The 24714-nt window shown below is 39.5% G+C and carries 26 protein-coding genes; 16 read left to right on the top strand and 10 right to left on the bottom strand.

The genetic code is table 11. The features are described from left to right. Positions 1 to 12: 12 nt before the first annotated feature. Both WKK05_RS22505 and WKK05_RS22500 read right to left on the bottom strand, forming a co-directional pair. Positions 13 to 1332, bottom strand: a complete 1320-nt coding sequence (locus WKK05_RS22505) for an ABC transporter substrate-binding protein (RefSeq protein ID WP_341525299.1) — start codon at positions 1330 to 1332, stop codon at positions 13 to 15. A gap of 44 nt (positions 1333 to 1376) precedes the next feature. Continuing rightward, a complete protein-coding gene (locus WKK05_RS22500; protein ID WP_341525298.1) occupies positions 1377 to 2093 on the bottom strand; it encodes a class I SAM-dependent methyltransferase in 717 nt (238 codons plus the stop codon). A gap of 335 nt (positions 2094 to 2428) precedes the next feature. On the opposite strand from WKK05_RS22500, the gene WKK05_RS22495 reads away from it, so the two are divergent. Next, a complete protein-coding gene (locus tag WKK05_RS22495) occupies positions 2429 to 3172 on the top strand; it encodes a class I SAM-dependent methyltransferase (RefSeq protein WP_341525297.1) in 744 nt (247 codons plus the stop codon). A gap of 2 nt (positions 3173 to 3174) precedes the next feature. Here the strand turns inward: WKK05_RS22495 and WKK05_RS22490 are convergent, their stop codons facing one another. Continuing rightward, the gene (locus WKK05_RS22490) at positions 3175 to 4254 is read right to left on the bottom strand and encodes a glycosyltransferase family 4 protein (RefSeq protein ID WP_341525296.1); all 1080 of its coding nucleotides are present in this window, start codon (positions 4252 to 4254) and stop codon (positions 3175 to 3177) included. Positions 4255 to 4361: 107 nt separating this feature from the next. Between WKK05_RS22490 and WKK05_RS22485 the strand changes: the two genes are divergently transcribed. Further along, positions 4362 to 4499 (top strand): hypothetical protein, encoded by a 138-nt coding sequence (locus WKK05_RS22485; RefSeq protein ID WP_341525295.1) that lies wholly within the window; start codon positions 4362 to 4364, stop codon positions 4497 to 4499. A 140-nt stretch (positions 4500 to 4639) separates the two neighbouring features. On the opposite strand, the gene WKK05_RS22480 is transcribed toward WKK05_RS22485, so the two are convergent. Further along, positions 4640 to 5389 carry a carbonic anhydrase gene (locus tag WKK05_RS22480; protein ID WP_341525294.1) on the bottom strand — a complete coding sequence of 250 codons (750 nt, stop codon included), beginning with the start codon at positions 5387 to 5389 and terminating at the stop codon, positions 4640 to 4642. A 446-nt stretch (positions 5390 to 5835) separates the two neighbouring features. Here WKK05_RS22480 and WKK05_RS22475 point away from each other — a divergent pair, with 446 nt between their 5' ends. After that, on the top strand, positions 5836 to 6291 hold the full coding sequence (locus tag WKK05_RS22475; protein WP_341525293.1) for a DUF2141 domain-containing protein: 456 nt from the start codon (positions 5836 to 5838) through the stop codon (positions 6289 to 6291). Positions 6292 to 6441: 150 nt separating this feature from the next. On the opposite strand, the gene WKK05_RS22470 is transcribed toward WKK05_RS22475, so the two are convergent. Then, positions 6442 to 7638, bottom strand: a complete 1197-nt coding sequence (locus WKK05_RS22470; RefSeq protein WP_341525292.1) for a peptidoglycan-binding protein — start codon at positions 7636 to 7638, stop codon at positions 6442 to 6444. A gap of 149 nt (positions 7639 to 7787) precedes the next feature. Then, a complete protein-coding gene (locus tag WKK05_RS22465; RefSeq protein ID WP_341525291.1) occupies positions 7788 to 8858 on the bottom strand; it encodes a DMT family transporter in 1071 nt (356 codons plus the stop codon). Between the two features lie 319 nt (positions 8859 to 9177). Here WKK05_RS22465 and WKK05_RS22460 point away from each other — a divergent pair, with 319 nt between their 5' ends. The 3 genes from WKK05_RS22460 (at position 9178) to WKK05_RS22450 (ending at position 10777) form a co-directional block, all read left to right on the top strand. Continuing rightward, positions 9178 to 10011 (top strand): hypothetical protein, encoded by an 834-nt coding sequence (locus WKK05_RS22460; RefSeq protein WP_341525290.1) that lies wholly within the window; start codon positions 9178 to 9180, stop codon positions 10009 to 10011. A gap of 223 nt (positions 10012 to 10234) precedes the next feature. Next, positions 10235 to 10597, top strand: coding sequence for a hypothetical protein (locus tag WKK05_RS22455; protein ID WP_341525289.1), 363 nt, complete (start codon positions 10235 to 10237; stop codon positions 10595 to 10597). Positions 10598 to 10630: 33 nt separating this feature from the next. Continuing rightward, positions 10631 to 10777, top strand: a complete 147-nt coding sequence (locus WKK05_RS22450; RefSeq protein WP_341525288.1) for a hypothetical protein — start codon at positions 10631 to 10633, stop codon at positions 10775 to 10777. Here WKK05_RS22450 and WKK05_RS22445 read toward each other — a convergent pair. From WKK05_RS22445 to WKK05_RS22435, 3 genes are all read right to left on the bottom strand, one after another. After that, complete coding sequence (locus tag WKK05_RS22445) at positions 10774 to 11196, bottom strand: type II toxin-antitoxin system VapC family toxin (protein ID WP_341525287.1); 423 nt, start codon at positions 11194 to 11196, stop codon at positions 10774 to 10776. The genes WKK05_RS22450 and WKK05_RS22445 overlap by 4 nt on opposite strands. Then, positions 11193 to 11573 (bottom strand): hypothetical protein, encoded by a 381-nt coding sequence (locus tag WKK05_RS22440; protein WP_341525286.1) that lies wholly within the window; start codon positions 11571 to 11573, stop codon positions 11193 to 11195. The genes WKK05_RS22445 and WKK05_RS22440 overlap by 4 nt, the downstream gene beginning before the upstream one ends. Positions 11574 to 11673: 100 nt before the next feature. Beyond that, positions 11674 to 13326: a Ppx/GppA phosphatase family protein gene (locus WKK05_RS22435; protein ID WP_341525285.1), complete on the bottom strand. Its 1653-nt coding sequence runs from the start codon at positions 13324 to 13326 to the stop codon at positions 11674 to 11676. A 275-nt stretch (positions 13327 to 13601) separates the two neighbouring features. Here WKK05_RS22435 and WKK05_RS22430 point away from each other — a divergent pair, with 275 nt between their 5' ends. After that, a complete protein-coding gene (locus WKK05_RS22430) occupies positions 13602 to 14483 on the top strand; it encodes a 4-hydroxybenzoate solanesyltransferase (RefSeq protein ID WP_341525284.1) in 882 nt (293 codons plus the stop codon). A gap of 906 nt (positions 14484 to 15389) precedes the next feature. Here the strand turns inward: WKK05_RS22430 and WKK05_RS22425 are convergent. After that, complete coding sequence (locus tag WKK05_RS22425; protein ID WP_341525283.1) at positions 15390 to 17369, bottom strand: NACHT domain-containing protein; 1980 nt, start codon at positions 17367 to 17369, stop codon at positions 15390 to 15392. Positions 17370 to 17860: 491 nt separating this feature from the next. Here WKK05_RS22425 and WKK05_RS22420 point away from each other — a divergent pair, with 491 nt between their 5' ends. The 9 genes from WKK05_RS22420 to WKK05_RS22380 all read left to right on the top strand — a co-directional run bounded on the left by WKK05_RS22420 (position 17861) and on the right by WKK05_RS22380 (position 24701). Then, entirely contained in the window at positions 17861 to 18631 is a 771-nt protein-coding gene (locus WKK05_RS22420) for an alpha/beta fold hydrolase (RefSeq protein ID WP_341525282.1), read from the top strand. 277 nt (positions 18632 to 18908) lie between these two features. Further along, complete coding sequence (locus WKK05_RS22415; protein WP_341525281.1) at positions 18909 to 19487, top strand: hypothetical protein; 579 nt, start codon at positions 18909 to 18911, stop codon at positions 19485 to 19487. Between the two features lie 40 nt (positions 19488 to 19527). Continuing rightward, a complete protein-coding gene (locus WKK05_RS22410) occupies positions 19528 to 20013 on the top strand; it encodes a TIGR00725 family protein (RefSeq protein WP_341525280.1) in 486 nt (161 codons plus the stop codon). A gap of 223 nt (positions 20014 to 20236) precedes the next feature. Then, on the top strand, positions 20237 to 20650 hold the full coding sequence (locus WKK05_RS22405; protein WP_341525279.1) for a hypothetical protein: 414 nt from the start codon (positions 20237 to 20239) through the stop codon (positions 20648 to 20650). A gap of 547 nt (positions 20651 to 21197) precedes the next feature. Further along, complete coding sequence (locus WKK05_RS22400) at positions 21198 to 21407, top strand: hypothetical protein (protein WP_341531158.1); 210 nt, start codon at positions 21198 to 21200, stop codon at positions 21405 to 21407. 199 nt (positions 21408 to 21606) lie between these two features. Beyond that, the gene (locus tag WKK05_RS22395; protein WP_341525278.1) at positions 21607 to 22860 is read left to right on the top strand and encodes a GNAT family N-acetyltransferase; all 1254 of its coding nucleotides are present in this window, start codon (positions 21607 to 21609) and stop codon (positions 22858 to 22860) included. Further along, positions 22861 to 23337, top strand: a complete 477-nt coding sequence (ruvX, locus tag WKK05_RS22390) for a Holliday junction resolvase RuvX (RefSeq protein WP_341525276.1) — start codon at positions 22861 to 22863, stop codon at positions 23335 to 23337. 141 nt (positions 23338 to 23478) lie between these two features. Continuing rightward, on the top strand, positions 23479 to 24051 hold the full coding sequence (locus WKK05_RS22385; protein WP_341525275.1) for a DUF3727 domain-containing protein: 573 nt from the start codon (positions 23479 to 23481) through the stop codon (positions 24049 to 24051). 350 nt (positions 24052 to 24401) lie between these two features. Further along, complete coding sequence (locus WKK05_RS22380) at positions 24402 to 24701, top strand: hypothetical protein (RefSeq protein ID WP_341525274.1); 300 nt, start codon at positions 24402 to 24404, stop codon at positions 24699 to 24701. The last annotated feature ends 13 nt before the right edge of the window (positions 24702 to 24714 follow it).

Genomic DNA, 24714 nt, shown 5'->3' with positions numbered 1-24714 from the left:
TCCCCGACTCCCTCATTTCCTCACTTTCCCAGATTGCACGGAATCCCAAATTAAATCAAGGTTTGCTTGGGCTTTTTTCAGTGCTGTTTCTGGAGATGCACCTAACATAGTGGCTTCAATAGCACGACCAAGACTGTCAGACAAGCGGCTATAGCCAGGAATTATTGGTCGAGAACCTGATACAGATATTTGGTCAAGAAATACTTTCAAGACAGGTTTTTGCTTAATAAATTCTTGGTAAGCTTGACTTTGGGCTGATTGGAGGTTGACTGGTAAAAAACCTGTTCCGATACTCCATTCTGTTTGGAATTCTTCACTTAAAACATATTCCAAAAATTTGAGTGCGGCTTGCTCTCTTGCTGGTGTGGTCTTCATCAAATACAGATTTCCAGTGGCTGTAACTGTAGCGTGCTGCACATTTGCAGGTATGGGAAATACTTGATAATCAACGTTGGACTTCATTATATAAGTCCAAGGGCCTGTAATCTGCATAGCAACCCGACCTGCTATAAAAGCATCTTCTTCATAACCCCGTTCTGGAGCAGAAAGAGTTGCTGAACCATCTTTTATTAGGTCTTGCCAAAATTTTAAGGCTGCGATCGCTCCCGGATTCGTCAAATTTGGGCGATTATTTGTGACAACTTCTCCCCCAGCGCTTAATAAAAAGGGAAACCAACTAAAGACAGTCCATTCTTCCTTACCTAAAGGCAGCAAAATTCCGTATTGTTCTGGTCGATTGTCGCCATTACGATCTATGGTCAATTTTTTAGCGACTTGTCTTAACTCTTCCCAAGTCTTCGGAGTTTGGGTAATTCCTGCAGCTTGGAAAAGCTTAGGTCGGTAAAAAATGCCCACATTGCTTGTGTAGAGTGGGATTGACCAAAGGTGAGCGTTTAATTCTAATTGCTCCCAGATGTTGGGACTAATTTCCGACTTCAAGGGCAATTTATCTAACCATTCTTCTAGAGGTAGAATGGCTCCTAGTTCTACAAACTGACCTGTCATTTGAGGATCAAATGACAGAATATCTGGAGGTGCATTGCCGACAACTGCTGTTAAAATTTTCGGCAGTTGAGGTTGACCTATAAAGATAGATTCAACCTGGATATCAGTATGAGTCTGATTAAATTTATCTACTAGTTTTTCAAACACATCCCGATTAGCAGGAGGATTAATTGATTGCCATAGGCTCAGATGAATTACTCTATCATTCTTCTGTGCTGTTATCTGACAACCAGATAAAAGTATGAGACATATACTAATAACAATTCCCAGAACTGAAAGCCGCCAAGCAAAAGTCTTAATCTGAGATTGGAAAAGTGTAAGGTTCATACTAAATAGTTAGCCAACTGCGTCAAATCCTTCGTGAAGTAATTTCAACTGATTGTACTTTCTTGACTATTACTAGTATTTTCAATTTTAAAAGTACAAAGTTGACTCTGCTTATCATACAAACAAGCATCTTCGTGATAAGGGGTAGTTAAAACTAGTTCAACACCAGTTAAATTAAAAGGCTCTTTATCTAAAAAAACTCCAGAATTATATAGCAATCTAATATCAGCCCCCGTTGTTATATCTAGGTTTGGTATACAATTTAATTTATTAACTGGATGGCTTTCGGTAATAAATACATATTTATATTGAGAGACTTTATCTAAAATTCTCTTAACATCTTGATTAGATAAATGCTGTAAAACTTGGCGTATTAAACATATATTTCCTTGCGGTAAATCTTCCTCTATAAGATTAAGAGATACAAAATTTATATCTTTATTAGCATATTTTCTTTGGTGATTTTCTATTAATTCTGGTACTATATCTACACCTGTATATTGATATTTAATTTCAGAGGCTGCTAGTTTTTGTAAGAGTTGCTGCCCAACTCGAAAATCACCACATCCCAAATCTACAATTTTAATATCTTCCACGCTATTTTTCGCCACAAAATCGGCAATAAATTCACAATAAGCACGAGATAAAGTATTATCTGAACCTTTGCCTGAGTAAAATTCTCCTAAACTTCCGCCCCAGACATTATTAGCGTATACTGCCGAAAATATATCAGATGTTGAGATTTGATGAGATTGTTGCATAGCTAAGTAATAAAAATTTATCTAATACTTTCAAATAAATCTACAATGAGTATTCACTTTTGTCTAGTAACTTTTTAGTATTTTGACTACAAAGGCACATTTGCAGAAGAAGTTAGAATCTCCTGCAAAGAGGGATTGTGACCTGCTACTGCTGATTATAGCCTTATTGCAGAGAAGGGTAGACTCCTAAATTGAAAATTTTGTATCGCGCAAAACTTCACTTTATCTGATATTCTTCACTAAGCAACAGTAAGTTGCAATTTCCTAGAACTTTACCCGCAAGAATAAGGTTTACAACCTTGTATTTTTCCTATATAAACAAATAAATCAACTTTATGACTAAAATATCAGTCCCACCTTTTTTAAGCAGTCATTGGAAAGATTCATTTAGCTTAAAACAGCATCTACAGGAATTTTTACATCTAGATTCCAAAACACTCGATATCAAGTTAGAAACTGGTCAGCAAAAAATGGCCAATTTAGCTCACAAAGATTTTGATTGGTCAAAAGCTGCTGCTTTTTATCGAGATAAAGTAGGAGAACTTTATTTATTTGAATTGGGAGCGTGGCATTTAGCAAGTTATGACTATATTGAAAATACGGTGCTATTGATTATAGATCATGCTCAAGGACAAGTGTTAGATTTTGGTGGTGGTATTGGAACTCATACAATTGCTGCTGCCCTTTGTCCTCAAGTTGAACAAGTGATCTACTGTGATATTAATCCTATTAGTCGTGAATTTGTTCAATATCGAGCCAAACAATTAGGATTGAGCAAAAAAATTATTGTTTGTGAGCAGATACCTCCAGAAGAGACTTTTGATACCATTGTGTCCTTTGATGTTTTAGAACATTTACCAGATCCTAGCCAGCAATTGTTAGAATTCCATGAAATTCTCAAACCTGAAGGTAAAATAATTCTCAATTGGCATTTCTTTAAAGGTGTTAATCAAGAGTATCCCTTTCATATAGATGATCCTCAAGTAGTTAACACCTTCTTCAATACAATTCAAAGTAACTTCTTAGAAATTTTTCATCCCTATCACATTACAGCTCGTTGCTACCGTAAATGGATTTGAATTTAAATGTCTAAAATTTTGTAGAACCAATTTTCAAAGCGATCGCCAAGCGCTTTGAGAGAAAATTCTGTTTCTGCTTGCTGGCGACAGGCGTATCGGTCAATTTTATCAAGGCGAGCGATCGCAGCTATCAAACCAGCAACACTATCGGGTTCTACCAAAAAGCCAGTTTTACCATCTTGAATAATTTCCGATGGCCCACCCCGACGATAAGAAATTACTGGTACTCCACAAGCCAGACTTTCAATTGCCACATTTCCAAATGCTTCCACCCAATGAGGTGTCATCAATAGCGCCCGACACTGACGCAATACCTCTTGCATTTGATTTGTTGATAAAAATCCCAGGTATTCTAAAGGTGCATTTGGGTAATCTCGGTTAATTTTTTGCCAGTATAAATCATCCTGGATTTTCCCCATAATCTTCAGGGGAACATTTGTAATTTGTGAAGCTGCTACCGCATCCTCTAAACCTTTTTCTGGCGCAATTCTACCTACCCAGGCTAATTGTTGCTTTGGTTTGCTGCAAAAATCATATAATGATACGTCAATGCCGTTACTTAAAAGAGGATACTGCTGTTCAAGAGCAAAAGTAGCGGCTTGTGCTTGAGTATGGAAACCAATTGTCCTAGGAAATTGCTTTGCTACTTGTTTGATAATTTGGTCTAGGGGATTATTTAGTGAACCCATGCTAACTAAATGAGCGATCGCACAGTCAAAGAAAGGTGCCAGGTAGAACGGTAGCCAATCGTAAGCAAAGTTGACAATCAAATCATAGTCACCCTGAACCTGACGAGCATAATCCCACATATTCGCCAGCAAAGAATTTTCTGGCATAGTAACGGGGGCTGTGCGTTCTTGAGTTTGGGCAATAATTTGTAAATTGCCAGGAATTTGCACTAGGGGCAGATCATTCCAGGTAGAACCTACGGGGGCGACAATTTGGAGTTGATGACTCCGCCGAATCATTTCTTGGGCAATATTATATAGAGTTAATTCCACACCGCCACCGATTCCACTACCAAGGGGGCCAACGGGAGTAGAAACAAAAAGTAATTTCAGAGTTTTGACAGAAACAGTCATCCGCAGGCAATATGAACAGTTAATTTATCTAAGTAAATCTTAAACTGTAGGAGAGGATTTACATCTGGCATTTGTAGCTGCTAATTGTCTGGCTGTCGATGCTTTTTATGAACAAGCTCGCTTTAGGAGATCAAGACGATGGCAAGCCTAGATTACGTCCACATTACCACCGTAATTATTATGCGGCTTTTGTAGTTGATTATGACGGGTATCGCATAGAAGCCGTTTGTCACGAACCAACATAAGCTTATCTTCGCTTCAATGTTATTTGGATTCTAATCTACTTAAGGTAGTATCTTTATCTTGCCAAGCCATATAGCACGAGTCCTACAACTCTTGAGATTTCCCTTGTGATAGAGGCTTTTTAATTCACTAAAATACAGACTTACTGTAACAAACCTTCTTGAACAATCATAGGTAATTCTGCTTTCACAGACTCTTCGCAACAACAACCTGCAACTCCATCCGTTGGTTTGAAATCAGGTAGAGTTAATAGAGATGCTTTGGAAAACAAAGGGCATGAGGGCAATTGCCATTGTACAGTTGATATATTCAAATCTTTGATTAATCCAGTATTGATATCTAGTACCCAGCCATGAACTGTAGGTGCATTTTGGTTATGCAATGCTTTACGCATAATGGAAGTTTGATACAGATTTTTAACCTGTGCCAAAACATTAATTTCTGCTAGACGATTCAAACGTTCTTTTCTTGTTGGCAAAGCATCAATTTCATCTTGTTTTTGAAAATAGAGTTCTCGAATTGGATTCACCCAGTTATCAATAATTCCGGTTGTAATCCCTTCTAAAGCCGCCTTAATTCCACCGCAATCATAGTGTCCACAAACAATAATGTGTTTAATATGGAGATGAGCAATTGCGTATTCTAAAACGGCTAAAAAGTTAATATCTGTTAGAGAAACTTGATTAGCAATATTACGATGTACAAACAACTCTCCGGGTTCTGTGCGGGTAAAATTTGTTAAGGGCAGACGACTATCAGAACATCCAATGTAAAGAAAAGGTGGTTTTTGTCCGTGGGCCAACTTTTCAAAGTAAGTTGGGTCTATAGCTAGTTTTTCGGCAACCCAAGCCTGATTATTTTCCAGGACTTCGTTAATGGTGTGATATTTCATGAATATTTGAGAGAATCGCCTGTAATAAGTATTTTATATAATTTATATTTGTAAAAGTTTAATTTTTTAATATAATCTTCAGCTAGAAAAATTTGCATTGTAAAAATCAACTCATACTCACAACAGATTAGTATGACAAGGCAAAAGTAAAAATAAAGGACACTCTTTTTATAAGCATTTGATTATTTTGTTACCAATGTGTCGAGAAAATGAATAATTTTACTGTTGTTTAAGTGCTTAAAAGTTCATCTCTTAGTCACCCTTACTTACAATTTTTTTCGCTAACCATCTTGACAAATCCTGTTTGAGATGGAATGAAACAGCCCTGCCTTTATAAGGGGAGATTAAGGGGGGTAATTCAACTTGCCAAGGGAAGACTACAGAAGGGTCTTTTTATATGCATCTTCATACATAATTGGGATAAAACCGATAGTACTAAAAACTCTATGGTCAGAAGATTAAAATTTAGCGTGTTGCTGCTGGCAGTTGTAGGAAATATAGCTTGGTTATCTAACGCTAAAGCCGATTTTAACGGCAAATTAACTATAGAAATAGATGGATTGAAAAATAAACAAGGACAAGTCTGCGTTAGTATTTTTGCTAACAGTCAAGGGTTTCCCAATAATCGTGATCGCGTTTTACAAAGGCAGTGTACTAAGATTGCCGAAATTCCCTTGCAGATTAGCTTTGAGAACTTAAAAGCAGGTAATTACGCTGTTGCTGTAATCCACGATCAGAATAATGACCGTACCCTTAATCGTAATGACCTTGGTATGCCGACTGAAGGTTTTGGCTTTTCCCAAAACCCAGAAATTCGCACCAGTGCGCCCAAATTCGGCGAAGCAGCATTTTTAGTAGCAGGGCCGAACACCAATATCAAAATTCAGTTGAAATATTTTTAGACTTATTAAGAATTCAGGAGTCAGGAGTAGAGACGCGATTATACTCTTACGAGAAGCCGCTCTTCGAGGGTCTACGCGTCTCTACAGGAGTCAGAAGAAAATTCTGAATTCTGGATACTGAATTCTCAATTTTGTACCCTGATTTCTTCTTCAATGTTGTGAATCTTTATGCGAAGCTTCTGGTAAACTCTGTTGTTCGCCCAAGCTACGCATTCGATTCATTTGAGTCAAAGCATACCTCGCTGTTGCCTGCACTTCGGCATCAGGGTCTTCTAGGGCATGGCGCAACATCTGAGCCATTTGATTCATCATGTCATAAATACGAGTCAGGTCACGAATCGCATTTTGACGCACTTGTGGGCTTTCATCTTGCATTGAGATTGCTAAAGCACGGTTCATAGGTTTGAGTGTACGGCCACCAATTTCCGCCAAAGCAGCCAAAATTAGGCTGGTTTGTTGAGAATCTGCGTTAACCATCAACTCAACTAGTGGTTGAATTGCCCGTGAGTCTCCCTGTTGACCCAAATCCCAAATAGCCTTGCGCCGTTTTGTCGAATCGTTACTGTGTAAGTCTTTGATCAATTCATCAACAATATTGATTTTAGCCAGTCGCGAAGTTGTTGCTGGTGGTAGCAATTTCGCACTAGGTAGTGGTATAAATCTTTGTGAACTGGTTACAGATGTAGGATTGTAGTGTCCATTTCGTGTGTTGTCTAATTCAGATAACTGCCGCGTATCTGGGACTTTGTTAACTTCACCCAAAGTTTCAGTTTCTAAAGTTGGGGACTCTTGTTCTTTTTTCACCTGACCAAAGCGTCTAATCAGGTAAAGGATGGCCCCAACACTTCCCAAAAAGCCAAGTCCCAATAATGACCACCAAATGAAACCTCTCTCGGTTGGCTGAGGTTTAAGAGTTGGCTGAGGAGTTGGGGAAAAGGCAACAACCCCAGAAGTGACGACTGGAGATGGAATAATCGAAGAGGTGACAGACTGATTTTTGACTGCAAAAGCCGCTTGCAGACTCCGTTGAGTTGCGACATCAGCAATACCATCTACTCTTTTTAAAGCCTTTGCTTTCTGGAATTTAGCTACAGCAATTCGTGTACTTGCTCTGTACCGTCCATTCACCACACCATTAAAGTATCCTAACTTCTTTAATTGGGTTTGCAAAGACTGTACACCTGCCCCTTTACTACCAGTTTTAAGCACAACAGGAGATTTAGAACTGGCTTGCCCAACTACGATTTGAGATGCTGGGGTAGGTGTGGCTGTACTTGCACGATTTGGGTAAAAACCCAGGCAAGAGAAACAGGTAAATATCAAGATTGAGGAATGGCGTAGCCTCATATTTGGAAGTTGCAGCCTGAACGTACTTTTTAAGTCATGGATATAACAATAACTGTAAGTGGTCTAAATGTTAACTTCTAACGTGACAAAAAAAATCCTGTCAGTAGAGACGCGATTAATCGCGTCCGTCTGTACAAGAGTTTTCCAGATTAGGGCGAAATTTCTGGTTCAGATTCTCTGACAGTTAGTGATACGGGATTTAGCTTCTTGGCTGATGCTTCTAAAATTGGTTGCTGATGTGTAGGAGATTTTTCGTTGATAGTAACTGTATTATTTTGCCCAGCTAAGATATCGCGTTGATTAATAAGATAAATACTGATTAAAGTCAAGGATACTCCTACCCACTGCAAAGGGCTAAGAACTTCTGAGAGGAAGAGATTGCCAAACAGTAGGGCAAAGATGGGGGTGAGGAAGGTGAGGGAACTTAAGCTAGTGAGACTGCCGCTAGAAGCAAAGTAGAAAAATAACCCATAGGCGATCGCGCTGCCAAATACGGTAGCATAACTCAAAGACACCCAATCAGATATTGCTAAATTCTGCCACTGCTGGGACTCTACAACTGATGAAATTCCCCACAATGGCAACCCACCTATAATCATGTGCCATCCCGTAGCAGTTACCGGGTCGGTATATCGACACACATACCGAATCAACACTGTTCCCACTGCCATTGATAGTGCCGCTAACAGCATTAACCACTCGCCACTAGCAAACAAATCTTGCCAGTTACCAAGTGTGATATTTGCACCTGAACCTAGCAAATTGAAAATCCACTCATCCGGCAAGCCAATTAAACTAATACCTGTCACTCCCAGTCCTAGCCCCAGCCATCCCCAAAAACCAATGTGTTCTTGGAATAACCACAACGACAACAAAGCAACAGCTAAGGGTTGTGAATCAATCATCACAGAACCCAACCCAGCAGTAGTTCTAACTAATCCTTCTGCCAAAAAACCTTGAAACAGCGTTCCATCTACCAAGGCAAATAAGCTAATCCATAGCCAGGCAGCCCAACCCTTGGGCTGGGGTCTACCCATGAATGCTGCTACGATTAAAATTAACACCCCAGCTGGTAGCAAACGCACACCTGCCATGAATAGAGGTGTGGTGTGAGGTATCACTCCTTTCATCGCCACCATCGCCGTCCCCCACAGGAAAAACGGGGCGATTAGCAGTAGAAAGGCAAAGGGCATTTGAGAGACACTGAGTTTCGGCTGCATGGGCTTGCTGATGCCTTTGTTTAACAAGTGCAAATATTGCTTTACCCAATTTTACCGAATTATGTCGTTTTGTGAAGGCAAGAGTACTCAGATGTAGCTGAGTTTACCTATGGCTGTGCAAGCTTATTTTAGTGACGCAATTAGTAACAATGTGTCAAAATATATACTTAGATATTATTCTATCAATTATTTATACGTATTTTTTATATTAGTGGTTATGTAAATGTTTTTTTTGAGGGCAAAATCAAGAAGCTCATTATTACTTATAGTACTGTGTGCATTTGGTATATCATTATTACTTGCATTAATTCATATTACATTGACAGGAAATCCTGTTCTTACCATAGTAGGGTTAACTTTCTTTTTTTCAGGCATATTTTTACATTTTAGGAATCAAAATGCAGTTAAAATTCAACCTATATTACCCCCAATAAAGGAAATAACCCCAACAACGAATAATCAAAGAACAATTGATACAAAGGGTGGTGATTATAATGAAAGTGTTGGAAGGGATTATATTAGAGGAGATTATATTGGGCGTGATTCTATAAGTAAAAATATTCAAAATATTACTATTGGAAATAAAGAAGTAGAAGTTAACCCTAATAATATTGTTGAGACATTTGATAAATTCAGGGATATTTTGACGCAAAGTATAACTCAAAGCTCAAATGCATTAGAAGCAATATCTGAGTTTGCAAAAGAATTGACTGAAGAATTACGCAACCATCCAGAAGTAAAAGTATATTTTGGTGTGGATGAAAATATTAGCGTACAAGAATTAGTAAACCAAATTTTCATATATTTATTTACTAAAGCTTATGACCAAATTAACGAAATTAATCAAATTACTCGAATTGCCCAACACGACCAAAATCAAAAAATAAATATTGCCAATGGTTCAGAATTTATAGAACATTTTGAATATCGTGGAAATAATGAATATGATATTTTCTACAGAGGATATACTATTCATTTATTTCAAGAAAAACTTAAACGGTGGCTTTATAGAATTAAAAGAAGTGATTCATCTATTTTTGTTGAACACAGTAAACATTCACGTAATATATACTTTGCGATTGGAAGAGCTATTGACCAAATAGATAATGAAATTGACATGAATTGGAAAAATAGTATAAATAATCTTGAGTAAATTAGTTTAACTACTAAATAGTTAATTAATCCATATTACTGGAAGTTGCCCACCTTTATTATTGCCTTCGCAGGTTATAGCAGTGTTGCAAGTCTGCACCTATTGCTACAAGTCATAATATCTCGACTTAGGAAAACGTAAAAAAGTTTGTATTAGCAAGAGAAATAATCTACGTAAAAGTAACTACAATATACGAAACCACTTTTTCTAGGGTAATAAACTTATGACAGGCGATCGCACCATTAATACTGGCGGCGGCAACTACAACGAAAATATTGGGCGCGATTACATCCAAGGTAATTACTACGCCGCAGGACAACCGCAAAGCCTAATCCAAGCCGCAGCCGAAATACAAGCGTTGCTCAAACAACTAGAGACTAGCTATCCTGCCGACACACCAGCAAGAGATATGGTAGTGGCAACAGAAGTAGTTAAGCGCATCGAAAGCGACCCAACTTGGAAACAGCGAGTTATAGCTGCTGTTAAAGAAGGGGGGTTGGCGGCATTTGAAAAAGCGATTGATAATCCGGCGGGGGCATTTATTACTGGAGCGATTAAAGGCTGGCAGGAAGTGAAAAATGTCTAATGAGTTGATTACCACGCTTGCAAACAGATAGATATGACCATGACAGAACCGCAAACGCCAGAAGCGAAAGATATACAAACGAGCGGTGGTAATTACAATGAGTGGATTGGGAAGCACTATATTCATGCAGAAACAGTACATCTCTATGAAACTGCTGTTAACCCAAGCACTCCATATTAAGATACTGTCCAATCTTCTAGTTGCAAATTAGGAACTTTTTCAAAATCCTTGCGGTTACGTGTAACTAAAATAGCATTCATTGAAAGCGCGATCGCCGCGATACGTAAATCTTGTGTACCAATACGGATTCTTTTACCAATCAAGTCTTCGTAATAATTGAAAGCATCACGGTTCAATTCAAGTATTTTGACATTTTTAAAAAAGTCTAAATTAGCTTGTAGATTCGCATAAGCTAATATCAATTTATCAGATGAGGAAGCCTGTTTAATAATTTTAAACCTCCCTCGCAGTTGTTCTTCGGCTGTAATTATTGTTATGGCAATATCTTCAGCATTGGCTGTATTGACACGCTGTGTTATGCTTGGATGCCGCCGTTGAAAAAGTGAGACACAATCAGTATCAAGTATCCACAAACTCACTTAGTTTGATCCTCTGCATCAAATTGCTGATAATATTCCTCCATTTCTGTATCTAGTTCACGACGATAGGCTTCTATATGTTCCTGCACCTCATCAAATTGCGGATCATCCTTAAACATACCCGCAAATTTCATCCAAGGATGTTCGGTTTTAGGAGGTTCCATTTCCAAAGTAACTATTTCCGCTTTCTCCAAACGTGCTTGCAAACGCTGAATTAGCGTTTTTATGGCTTCTTCTTTAGTAGCACCGGAACTTTGAAAATCTGCTAAACCTAACAAGGTTGCTTTAACTGTGCCATCTGGTTCATTTTCAATCAGTACTTCGTAAGTTAGCTTAGGAGTCTTCTTAGGAGGAACTGTCAAAAAGCCTAAATTCATAATATTATTTGTCTCAAGTATTGATATTGATCATAACTCCCAAAGGTAGTTAAATCCAAGCTATCAGTAGGTGCGTTAACTAAATAACGCACCTTAATTTTTAGGCAAAAGTAGCAACTGTAGATTTTTCTAAATTTGCTACTAATTTCACACCAAACTCCGCCTCAAATACTATTTTGTTGTAATCCAAACTCCAGAGTTCTAAAGCACAATCGTCATCAGATTGAGATGGAAAAATTAATAAATTGACCTTTTGAAACTCTGGATAATACTCACATTGCACTTGGGCGATCGCACCAATCTGTCGTCTATCTAATGCCACAGCCAATCTTAAGATAGCGCTCAATTGACTGACCATTTGCCGATGGTGTTTCGTTAACAAATTCTGATAGGTTTCATGTTTTTTCTTGGGTGGTGATTTGCGATGATAACGGGCTAAATTGGCAATGATTTCTATCTCGGTTTCGGTATAACCAAGTAATTCACCATTACGAATTAAATAGTAAGAGTGCTTGTGATGAGATGAATGGCTAACATAATGACCGCAATTATGTAGTATTGCAGCTGCCCATAGTAATTGCCGCTCGTCTGCTCCCCAGTGGTGTAAGGTACCTTGCGTTTGGTCAAATAAACTATGGGCAAATGCTGCCACGCGATCGCTATGCTCTAAATTAATGTGGTACTTGTTAGCAAGTTTTATGACATTTCGCTCGCGTACTGAACTTTGATAGCGCAGTTTATCTTCAATTAAACCGTGGGTAAGCATCCAGTCTACAATCACACCTTCCCGGAGAGAACGCTCACATACTGTCACTGACTCAGCACCCAAAAGGGTCATTGCTTCCTGTAAAATTACTGCACCAGCGAGTATCACTTCAGCCCGCCTATCTGGCATTCCAGGTATTGCAGCCCTTTCTGAGTGACTCAACTTCCGCAAACGAGTTACTAGTTCCCGTACATCTTTGACGTTAAGCTGGTAACCATTAAGAGTAGAAGGGATAACACCTGACTTTTCTCGTGCATGAACCATCGCTAAGGTTTCAATCGTGCCAGATGTACCTACCAAACGGGGAGATTCACCAAATTGGAGGTTTGTCAGCACTTCATCTACAGAACGTTCTAAAATCCCCCTTGCATAGGCTTGCAGATACTGAAATTCAGAATTGCTGATGGGGTCAGTGTGAATTAACTCGCTAGTTAATCGGACTGCACCGATTTTGGTACTGGTGAGAGTACGCGGTTCATGACTATCGCCCAAAATTAATTCTGTGGAACCGCCGCCGATATCAATAATCATGTGGGGCTGGTTATTAAATTCCATCCCCGACAGCACACCTAAGTAGATTCGTCGCGCTTCTTCTTGACCAGAAATCAAGTCCACACTTAAACCTAACTCCGCTTCTACCTTGTGCAGAAAATCTTTGCCATTAGGGGCTTCCCGCACGGCACTAGTTGCCACTGCAACGATAGTTTCAACGTTTAAAGTTTTGGCAACTTCTTGGAAGCGTCCCAAGGCAGCGATCGCTTTTTCAATGATCTCTGGTTTCAGATTCCCTATAGCAATATCGCGATCGCCCAATCTCACAGTTTCTTTTTCTCTGGCGATAATGCTAAAAGCTGGTAGTGTCGGGTCAATCTTTACTACTACCATGTGCAATGAATTTGTTCCCAAGTCAATGGCAGCAATAATCCTGTGTTGCTCAACTGCTGGAGTTGGAACGCTCTCCCAGCTAGCTGAAACTAAATTCAGCATCTAGTTTTCTCTCTTTAAGAAGGATGGTAAAAATCGGGATACTCGGCACTGGTATGATGCACAACACTCGTATTCTCAGGTTAATCTGATGGCGATGCTACCTGAGATAGAAATACTTACCCTGCTGCTGACAACTAAAGTGCTGATTTTAGATGTATATAAAATCAGCACTTTATATTCTAATTTTACAAATCGCAATTAAAGATATTCTATATATGTAAAGATGCGCTAATTCATCTAACTAAAGTAAAGTTCTTGATTTTTTCTTAATTTTTATGTGGAGAACGCCAGAACGCAACCAGGAACCTGTTTGGCTCGTGATTATCCGGCTTTTGCGGTGGCATAAACCAGAAGGACGGTTAATTTTAATGATTCCTGCCCTTTGGGCTGTGTTTCTGGCAGCCGCTGGTAAGCCACCTTTACCCTTGGTCGGTGTCATCGTCTTGGGTACTCTCGCCACGAGTGCAGCAGGGTGTGTTGTCAATGATTTGTGGGATAGGAATATTGATCCAGAAGTGGAGAGAACACGCGATCGCCCTCTCGCATCCCGTGCTTTATCTGTGAAAGTTGGTATTGTTGTCGCTGTAGTAGCAATGGCTTGTGCTGCGGTTCTGGCTTTTTATCTTAATCCCCTCAGCTTTTGGTTATGTGTGGCAGCAGTACCTGTAATTTTGCTTTATCCAGGTGCAAAGCGGGTGTTTCCAGTGCCGCAATTGGTGCTTTCAATTGCTTGGGGTTTTGGTGTGTTGATTAGCTGGAGTGCAGTAACGCAAACCATTTCCCTACCAACTTGGATACTTTGGGGCGCAACTGTACTGTGGACATTGGGATTTGATACGCTTTACGCCATGAGCGACAAGGAAGATGACCGACGGATTGGCGTTAATTCTAGCGCTCTATTTTTTGGTAATTACGCCCCCACTGCTATTGGAATTTTCTTTGCTGGCACAATTCTATTACTGGTTTGGCTGGGCGTTTCTATCCACCTTCACCTTGCCTTCTGGATTAGCTTAGTACTTGCTACTGCTGGCTGGGTTTGGCAGTACTTGCGATTAAGACAGCAAGACTTACCTAACCCTGTTTATGGTGAGATGTTCCGGCAAAATGTCTGGATTGGTTTTATATTACTTGCGGGGATGATTGTCGGATCTTTTTAAGAGGATGTTTGAAAAGTCATGATTGATGTATCAAATATTTTTTACCCCACCCTAACCCTCACGCCACTTGCTCCACTTGGGGAAACCCCAAGACCGCAGTGGCTCCCCTTATAAAGGGGAGGGAACTGGATCTTTCGGTTTCCCCCCTTTACAAACGCGATCGCTACTCCTGCTGATTGGATTTATCTCAGAGGGAACTGGATTTTTCGGTTTCCCCCCTTTACAAGGGGGGATTAAGGGGGGTAATTAAAATCACAGCCAACCACTTGTAAAACATTCTCTAAGATGCGATCGCCTACTTTTCATGCTCTGAATTCATCAAGCACCTGTGTTGTAGCCTGATGGGTAGAAATAATGGCGATCATTTATTTAACTTAAATTCATATTCAGCAAGCAAAAAGGTATATTACTTTCTCAAAAGTTCATATTCAATAAGCAATATGCTTGATTGCTTACTCAAAAGCCTTGATTGCTTTCTCAAAATGTCTGATTGCTTTCTCATTTCGGTAGATTCAGCAAGTAAAAAGGCATATTGCTTACTCAAAATGCCTGATTACTTTCTCATTTCAGTATATCGCGTACTCATTTCAGTAGATTCAGCAAGCAAAAAAGCTTATTGCTTTCTCATTTCAGTATATCGGGTATTCATTTTGGTGTTTTCCGCAAGCATTTAGATTTATGGCTTTCTCAAACCCCAGTTTGCTTTTCTCTTTAAGTAATTCACGCATTCATTCAGGTGTAAGTTTGAGCCGAAAGCTGGCGTTCTGTTCATTCAGCAAGAATCTTTCAACGGCTTACTAGTGACTCTGCTGGCTCGTTGGTTAAATATTTTAAATATTCAGGTTCGCCAAGGTATTAAAGCCATGAACCAAACATTGCAAACTAAAGCTGAACACATTACTCAAACTACGACAAACGCATATTAGCAAAGTGGTCGAGTAGCAAACGGTGGATAAACCGATAACGGCCACCGACTTGTTGAATTAAGCGACGCTCTGCTGCACGGTTGAGAAATTTAGCATAGTTCCAAGGTATGTAGCCACTGCGCCAAAGTACCAAACGTAGGGAAACGTGCTGTATACAGGCTAATCCCCCACCGGATAATAATGCAATAATAAAAGTAAGACTTTGCGACAAATTTAAAATTAAAGTAACGTCATTAAGTTTAAGAAAATTAAGTAAAAAGGGTTGCAACCAAAGTTGGCTAGAGAAAAAGAGAATATTAAATATAACTGTGATGAAAAGCGTGTTCCTGAACGACGCCCAAATACCTTGATTGGGTGTAAATTTAGTTTTTAAATCAGCCTTTAGTCCCTCAACTAGCCCATAAGTCAGCCCATAAATCAGCCCTAAAATCAGCCCTAAAATCAGCCCTAAAATCGGCCTATAAATCAGCTCATAAATCAGCCCAGAACTCAGCCCTAAAATCAGCCCTAAAATCAAATTTTTGATAAAAGTATTAATTCCTATTTTTGTCACCGACAATTGAATTGCTTCGACTGATTGAATGGAATAATTCCCAGAACTCAGCCCAAAAATCATCCCAAAAATCAGCCCAAAAATCAGCCCAAAAATCATCCCAAAAATCAGCCCAGAACTCAGCCCAGAACTCAGCCCAAAAATCATCCCTAAAATCATCCCAAAAATCATCCCTAAACCCAGCCCTAAAATAAATTTATACAACCACCTTTGCTGACGATTTTGTAACCAATCTGGCTGCATATTCTCAATCAAAAACTCCGTCTGCGTTCCTCTCAATCGCTTTCCTAAAAATGCTAAAAAATGTATATTTTTCTTTCGCTGCGGTTCTCCCTTCCCCACAGGCAGCAAATTAAACCTACGCTCGATATAAGCATCAAATAAATCTTGCTTTGTCTGTATTGCCCTTCCTTGATACGCAATCACCATCATTGAGAGTAATAATGGTGTCCTTGCTAATTCCAAAAATTCCGCGTTTATCTGAATTTCTTGCCATAAATCAGGTCTATTCAACTGATTTAAATAATCTTGAATCTGTCTGTCCGACAACTGCTGCAAACAAACCGCACCATGTAACAGTGTAAGCTGTTCTTCTCCTGCGTGATATTCCTCTTCCCGACAGCAAACAACCAAATCCCGCTTTGCATCCTCACCCAAATATTGATTAATTGCTTTGATGCACTTTTTCTGTCGTTCTAACCCCAACTCATCCAACCCATCCAACAACGGCAAAATATCACCCCGTTCCAACCAAAATCGGCTGATTCTAGGTGTTACATTATATTCTTCCTTGAGTTGAATAATTAACCAATCTAGAATTTTGACGTTATCATCTCGCCATGCCGAAAGTTCAAAGATAAAAGGCATTGGGGCTGTATCATCTCGCTTTGCTGTTTCCAATAATTCCTCTGCCAAATTTAGCAGTGTCGTAGTTTTCCCGCCTCCTGGCTGTCCTAAAATTAATAGCCTGCCACCGATATCTATTCGCTGTAACATTTCCACCATGCGATTGATTTGCTGAGGTGGACTTGTATTCTGGTTTGCAGAGATTGTATACAAGGGTTGCAGTGGGTTTCGTCCGACTCTTTGCGGTTGCTCTTGTTTGTCTAGCTCAATCATCAGCGACAAATGCAGAGAATCTTGCGATCGCTTTTTAACCTTTGTTTCTTCTGCTTCCAGTAGTCGCGGTCTTAAAGTTGGGTCAATTTGTTCTGGTACGTCTTCTGGCTGCTGATATATTCCCCATATCATTAACAGCGTCATAATAATCACAGCACCAAAAATTAATAAACCTTTATGTGGGAAATCTGGAATTCCAGGTAATTGGTTAATTAAATAAGCGATTACATTTGCGGCAATCAGACTAAAAATGGAAAAAAATATCCGATTTTTGGACAGCTTGTTCATGCAGGGGATTTGAAAGCAAAGACTACTTAGATTGATTATCCCTATGTTTGAGTATTACTGCTGACAGCCTTGGCGAATAGAATTTGTGGCTATACAAACAAAGCCCACCTTTGTGGGCTAAAAGAAAATCAAACTTTTTATATAACCCACGCAAGCACAGAGAAGTCTGAGCGGAGCGGAAATTTCCTGGTTATGGTGAGTTGTCCTTGACCATCTTTCCAAGTCCTTAATGAAAATCTATTTCATTAACTGAAAATTTAGTGTAAGCTGTTGTCTAAGTTTATTGAGTTTAATTCTCAACAAGTAAGAACTAAATCACAACTTCCACAAGTCCGCTATCAGTAGAGCAAGACCTTACTGATGCGCCTTGGTAGGCGGGTAATGCTTGCCTCACCAACTTGGCGCTCACTCAAAAGCGATTAGTAGTTAGTCAAATTTACTGACTAATAATCGTTAATCCAGATGCTAATGATTTTTACCAAGTAATTGTCATGTCTCAGAAATCAAATGCCCTGTGGTTAAATACAAGTCCTAGTTTGCAATACTTTGCTGAACCGTTGTTGTTTGAAATGTCTCACTCAGTGAGAATGAAACAGTGGGAATATTGTCAAGACCAAGATGAGTCAAGTTCTCTAGATATAGCTGTTCTCCGACTCCATAATTATCTCCAATCGTGCGATCGCACAGTTCACCTAATTGGTCATGGCACTGGAGGATTACTAGGGCTACTCTATGCTCGTCGATATCCAAGAAAAATCAAGTCTTTAACGCTGTTAGGCGTGGGTTTTGATGCAGCCGTTGATTGGCAATCACATTACTATATGCATTGCCAGCACTTAAGTCGTCAAAAAACTCTGACGACGATGGTTTACAACCTGTTTGGCTATCACGATGAACGAACTATCAACCGTTTAGTAAAGCTGTTGAAACGTGACTTAGATTGTTCTCTCTCTCCAAACTCTCTGTTTCAACGTTTGCGTATACCTCCAAGTTCAGTCCCAGTACCTTTAATGGTTTGTGGTGGCTTGAACGACATTATTGTCGAACATGATGCATTGCAAGGATGGGAACCGTATTTGAAAAAAGGCGATCGCTTATGGTCGTGTCCAGAAGGAGGACATTTTTTTCACTTCTTCCAGCCTCAGCTAGTAGGAGAACAAATTCTTAACTTTTGGGAATCTTTACAGCCCTCAAATTCAGTTTTTTCTGCTCTTAAACTTGAAAGCAGAATAAAGGCGTCAGAAGTCAGGATTCAGAAATGACAATAAATTGAGGATAAATAATGTTGCAAATCTTTGTCAGTGAAATTATCAAGCGAAGCGCATTTTCTATAGCAACACAGATAGTTTTATGATTGAACCAGCAAATCACTGTATCTTTAAAACTTCTGAATTAGCTTTACAATAATTTTACAATAAACCCGTATTTTCCCGGTGTACACGAAGTTTTCGAGAATATCTATTGAAGTAGCTTCGCAACACTACGAATTTAGTTTAGTAGTTGGGTATATGACTATGAAATTCAGATTCACCCAACTCGATGAAGCGATCGCATTTTGTCAAAGTCGCCATGATATTTCTATTTTCTCTTGGTAGCCTTGGTATTATCGGGGGAAGTTTTTTTCTAAGAAAAGCTTTTAGCAGTACCAGTGAGTCAGAAATCATAACTGATACATCACGCTATCAAGAAATCCGTAATCAGCTATGGGGTAATAATGACGACATTAAATATTTTCCTCATGAGATTCCTGCTGATGCTAAGAATGTCCATATCGCTTACTCTCCGGGATTATTACAAGGAGGTAGTTATTTTCAAGCTAGGCTAAAAGAGCCACCAGAAAAGATCCAAAAATTACTTACACAATATAGAAATATTGCCAAGCACAAATATATAGGTGGTGACACTAACGACCATATAAACCTACCAAATGGTGTGCCAACAACTTTTTTTTACACCAGTGACTCTGCTGTTGAATCTTTTCCAGCTACCTATGAAATATTAGTATTGAATGCACAAGATAGAGGTAGTGCAGGATTTAAGTGGAATCATGGTGATAGCTATGGAGTAGCAATTGATAAATCAGCTTCAGAAATTATCTATTGGGGTGAAAAATGGTAGAGACGCGCCATAAAACGTCTCTACTAAAATTTTGACTGCTATGAGAAAAATTATTATTGGGGTGATGGGGTCTGGAGAGAAAGCAACAGCAAATGATTTGCAAAATGCCTATGAACTCGGCCAAATTATTGCTAAACAGGGATGGGTTCTACTCACAGGTGGGAGAAATGTGGGAGTGATGGATGCAGCAAGTAAAGGTGCAAAATCTGGTGATGGTTTAACTATTGGAATTCTTCCTAATAATAATCGAGATGGAATTTCTCAAGCAGTGGATATTGCTATTTTCACAGATATGGGAAATGCGAGAAACAATCTTAATGTTCTCAGCAGTAATGTGGTAATCGCCTGCGGGATGGGTACAGGAACTGCTTCAGAAATTGCCTTAGCTTTGAAAGGAAATAAGCCCGTAATTCTGTTGACTAACGATGAAGAAAGCAAAATTTTTTTCAAAAAGCTGTCGCCAGAAAATGTTTACATTGTAGAGACTGTGGAAGATGCGATCGCCACTGTCAAAACAGTTTTATAAATGAAACAGCTTTACAAAAATAAATTAAATTTAATAAAAAAACATTCTCTGTTAGAAAAGTCTTTGGTAGTAGAAGTGGTTAACCTATGATTTATTGAAATTAATATAGTTAAAACAGCTTTCCCTCTTCCGGTAGAACTGTCATTAAGTAGTCTAGAGTATTTAATTATAAAAGGAACTACACAGTTTATATGTAAACGTGAGAGGAGCTAGCTTATATATTATGTATATACAGAAAACACAACTTAGAGAAGAACGAGTATTAGAAGGGTTACAGATACTTGTTGCTGACAACCAGCCAGATGATCTAGAGTTGCTGACTTTTATTCTTGAAGAAGATGGGGCTTCTGTTGTCTCAGTGGCTTCTTTATATGAAGCGATAGAGGCCTTATCATATCAAACCTTAAATATTATATTCGCTAGTATTAATTTGCTGAAAAATTCTACGCTGCTAGCAAAAGTAAAAGCTCAAGCGCTGGAAACAGGGAAAGAAATTTTGACAGTTGCAGTATTGGATACAAATAGATGCACTTACCCTAAAACATTTTTAGAGATGGGTTGTCAAACATATATATCCACGCCGCTTGACCCCACCGAAGTTGTAAGCTTAGCTGCCGCTTTTACGCAACGGTTATAAGAAACTACTTGGTTCTTTCAGTATTTTTACTATTTAATAGTAAAGCTTGTAACTATAGCAAGTCAGCAGAAACAGAGATAAACGCTGGATTATACCTTAATTATCGGCACTGAGTACTCAAATTAAGATATTGCGAGTAAATGCAACGGTAGTAATCGCCAAGCGATCGCCTTGCTAGGGGCAAGGAGACAGGGGAGCAGGGAGCAGGTGAAGCAGGGGAAGCAGGGGAGAAATAACTTACCTTGACTCTTGGCTCTTATACCAATTCACGAAAATCTTGATAGATATACATTTCTTTTAGGGACACGGCATTGCCGTGTCCCTACCAAAGTATTTGTATCATTCTTCAAGTGAAATGGTATTAGCTCTGGATTCCTGACTCAGCACTCTTAATGCCCAATGCTCAATCCCCAGTCCCCAATCCCCACAGTGCATTACTAAAAACCGTTACACTTCATTGCAAATTAAGAAGATAGACTGAACAACATGATAAGTAGTAATGATGTGAAGAAACAGCAGAGCATTAGCAAAGGAGAACATAGTGGCAATGGAATCAAATTTCTTAACGGGCGCAGTTGTACCAAATGAAGATTTCAGCGAATATGTTGCCCACCTGCAACTTCATATGACCTTACAAGCTCGTAATCTGGTTCCAACCCTGAAGCAGACTCATCAAGATAGTCGCCAGCAATTACTCCATCAGACCCAAGCCAATTTTGAAAAGCTAGTTTCTCGGCAAGGGTCACAATCTATATAAAATTTAAACAAAATTAAAATAAGATAGAAGCAGATATTGTTGGGTAAACGCCAGTGGTGTTCTCACAAGGTCTGCTTTTTCTGCGTTTTTATAAGTATATTAGTTACGAAAATCACTCTTTTGGCGCAATAGCCGGAAGCGGAAAGCCGTTAAGATTATTGCAGCAGTATCTCACCGAGAGCAATTTAGTTAAGGCGAAATGGCGGCTCGAATCAAAATGACCTCAATACTTCCCCGAAATCTCAGCGTTGTCATCCGACCAGTCCAATACCGGGATCTGGACGGAATTGAGCGCTTAACTCAAGAGTCATTCGCAACCCTAACTCACAAGGGATCAGGTTTTGCCATACGCCAAATGCAATGGTTACGCCGTTGGTATGGATTACTCAAATTTTTGAGTTGGTTTCCTAATCCGCTACAGTACCGCTTTTGCGGCTATGTAGCAGAGCAAGGACGGATGCTGCTGGGGATGATTCAGGTGTCACCGTTTAACCGAACACGCAGCACTTGGCGAATTGATCGAGTGATGCTAGAGCAGGGTGCAGATAAGCAGGGAATCGGCTCGCAACTTTTGCGCCATTGTTTTGAATCGATTCTGGAAGCTCGCACCTGGTTACTGGAAGTCAACGTCAATGACAAAGAGGCGCTGGCGCTGTACCGACAAAATGGATTTCAACGTTTGGCGGAAATGACATATTGGGAAATTGAAGCGGAATTACTGGCTGAGTTGGCACAAGGAGAGCCAGACTTACCCAATCTCTTACCAGTGAGTAACGCCGATGCCCAGCTACTATATCAACTAGATACGGCATCAATGCCACCTTTAGTCCGTCAGGTTTTTGATCGCAACACTCGCGATTTCAAAACGAGTTTGTTTGGCGTGTTAACTGATGCCGTCAAGCAGTGGGTAACCAAAACAGAAATAGTGAGTGGCTACGTGTTTGAACCCCAACGTAAAGCAGCGATCGGTCATTTTCAAGTGCAACTTGATCGCAAAGGTGAAGTTCCCCATGTAGCAACGCTGACGGTTCATCCAGCTTACACTTGGCTGTATCCAGAATTACTGTCTCAGTTGGCTCGCATTGCTCAAGATTTTCCGCAGCAGGGTTTGCAACTAGCGTCTTCAGACTATCAGCCAGAACGAGAAGAGTATTTAGAGCGAATTGGGGCAAAACGTATAGAACATACGCTAATCATGTCTCGTTCGGTATGGCACAAGCTACGGGAGTCGAAATTCGTCTCTTTAGAAGGAATTCAGTGGACTGATATGCTGCAAGGTCTACAACCAGCACGTAAACCAGTACCAGGTGGAATGTCATGGTTACAACCAGGAAAATCGCCATCAGATAGACCATTGCCAGCCAAGTCAGAACCTCTGAACTTTTCGGGAAAAAACACAAGTATGGAAGCATCTTGCCAGCCAGAGTCAGCAGATGCAGAGCAGGAGAAGTAGGTGTTACCCCAAGAACAGCAAAAGTCGTTTATCTCAGCATTGGGTTTAGATTTGGGTCGCAAGCGGATTGGTGTAGCAGGATGCGATCGCACGGGTTTGATTGCCACAGGCATCACTACAGTTGAGCGCACATCTTTTGACCAAGATGTTGAACAAATACGACAAATAGTTAATGAACGCGAAGTGCAAATCTTGATTATTGGCTTACCTTATTCAATGGATGGCTCCCTGGGATTTCAGGCACGTCAAACCCAAAAGTTTGCTACAAGACTTGCTAAAGCGCTGAAACTGCCTCTGGAATATGTGGATGAGCGATTAACTTCATTTCAGGCAGAACAACTGCTAATAGCTGAGAATCGTTCTCCATCACGCAATAAAGGTCTGATTGACCGAAAAGCAGCCTCTTTGATTTTGCAACAATGGTTGGATATTAGACGTGCCGGTTCACACCCTAGCGTAGTAGCTGTTGAGTATTGATACCTTTTTACATGATATTCTGAAAACGATTACCCAGCAGTTGTAGCTACGTTTCAAGCTATTTGGTTGACATTTTCTGTCATTCAACAGTTAAACGATTACCACATTTGCTGACATTTATTAAAGTTTTACAACTCGGCTATGTTTTCCTCTGAATTTCCTGAAGAAAATGATAACGCTCATGCGGGTTCCATCACTTTAACCGATGAAAAGGGGCGATCGCTCGAATGTTATATCGAGCATTCCCTTGAGGTAGATGGGCAAGAATATGTTTTACTTCTTCCTGTAGACTCACCTGTAGAGATTTTTGCTTGGCAAGGTGAGGAAGAAGAAGAAGAAGCTCTGCTAGTAGAAGATGATGCCGTCATTGATCAACTTTTTACCACAGCCCAAGCTGTACTATCTGAGCAAAACCTGATTCTAAAAAATACAGCTTATGCTCTGACGGTTGCGGGTGATTTACCACCAGTTGAAGAGTCAGAACTTTTTACCTTAGAAATCGAAGACGACGAGGCAGATTTAGAGCCAGAGCAACTACAGCTACTCTCTAGCTTCTATCACGAAGATCAGGAGTATGCAATTTATACGCCTCTTGATCCACTGTTGTTTTTTGCACGAATAACAAAAGCAGGTACACCTGAATTACTTTCACCAGAAGAGTTTCGTAAAGTTCAACCGCTGTTAGAGGAACATCTCTTTAATGAAGTTGAATAAAATTAAAAATTCGTCTTGAAAAGTTTGCTCAACGGGGGAAACCCCCGCACGCAACTTTTCGCAAAATTAAAAATAAAAATGTAACATTTTAAAATTTTTAATTGGGAATTTTTAATTATAATCGTAATCTACCTAAACCTCTTGCCGATAGCCAAGAGGTTATAACATACAACGCTTCATAGAATGTAGAAGTGGTGGAACTTTGGGGTGCTGAAAATGAGTTATAGAACTTGAAGTTGAGTAAATTGAAGAAGTCATTCAACACCCGCATTGATAAAGAAATAGATTTATATGCCAATGTAGAACCTTTACAGCCAAGCGAGAAACTCACAAATACTTAACAAGAAACTGTGGAACTAGTACCGCTACGCGGAATTCGTAATTACGAATTACGTTTTCACAAAGGTTTCAGGCATTTTCAATTGATGGTTTTTTTACGCCGTGCTGAACTAGCTTTAGCAATTAATACTGAAAAAGCTCGTTCAGAAATGATTATTACACCAATATTGTTGGAAGTTAAACGTAGGGGAAGTTATCCAATTAGTTTATTTTCGGTAACAGATTTTAATGTAGATGTAGAAAAAGGACTAAAGTACAATTATTTCATCTACAAGAAAGAAACAAAGCTAGTAAAATTTATGGCGCGGTAACAACCGGGGATAT

Source organism: Nostoc sp. UHCC 0302, assembly GCF_038096175.1.
Taxonomy (GTDB): Bacteria; Cyanobacteriota; Cyanobacteriia; order Cyanobacteriales; family Nostocaceae; genus UHCC-0302.
Note: the sequence above shows the minus strand (reverse complement) of the source record. Positions and strands in the feature narration are given on the sequence as shown.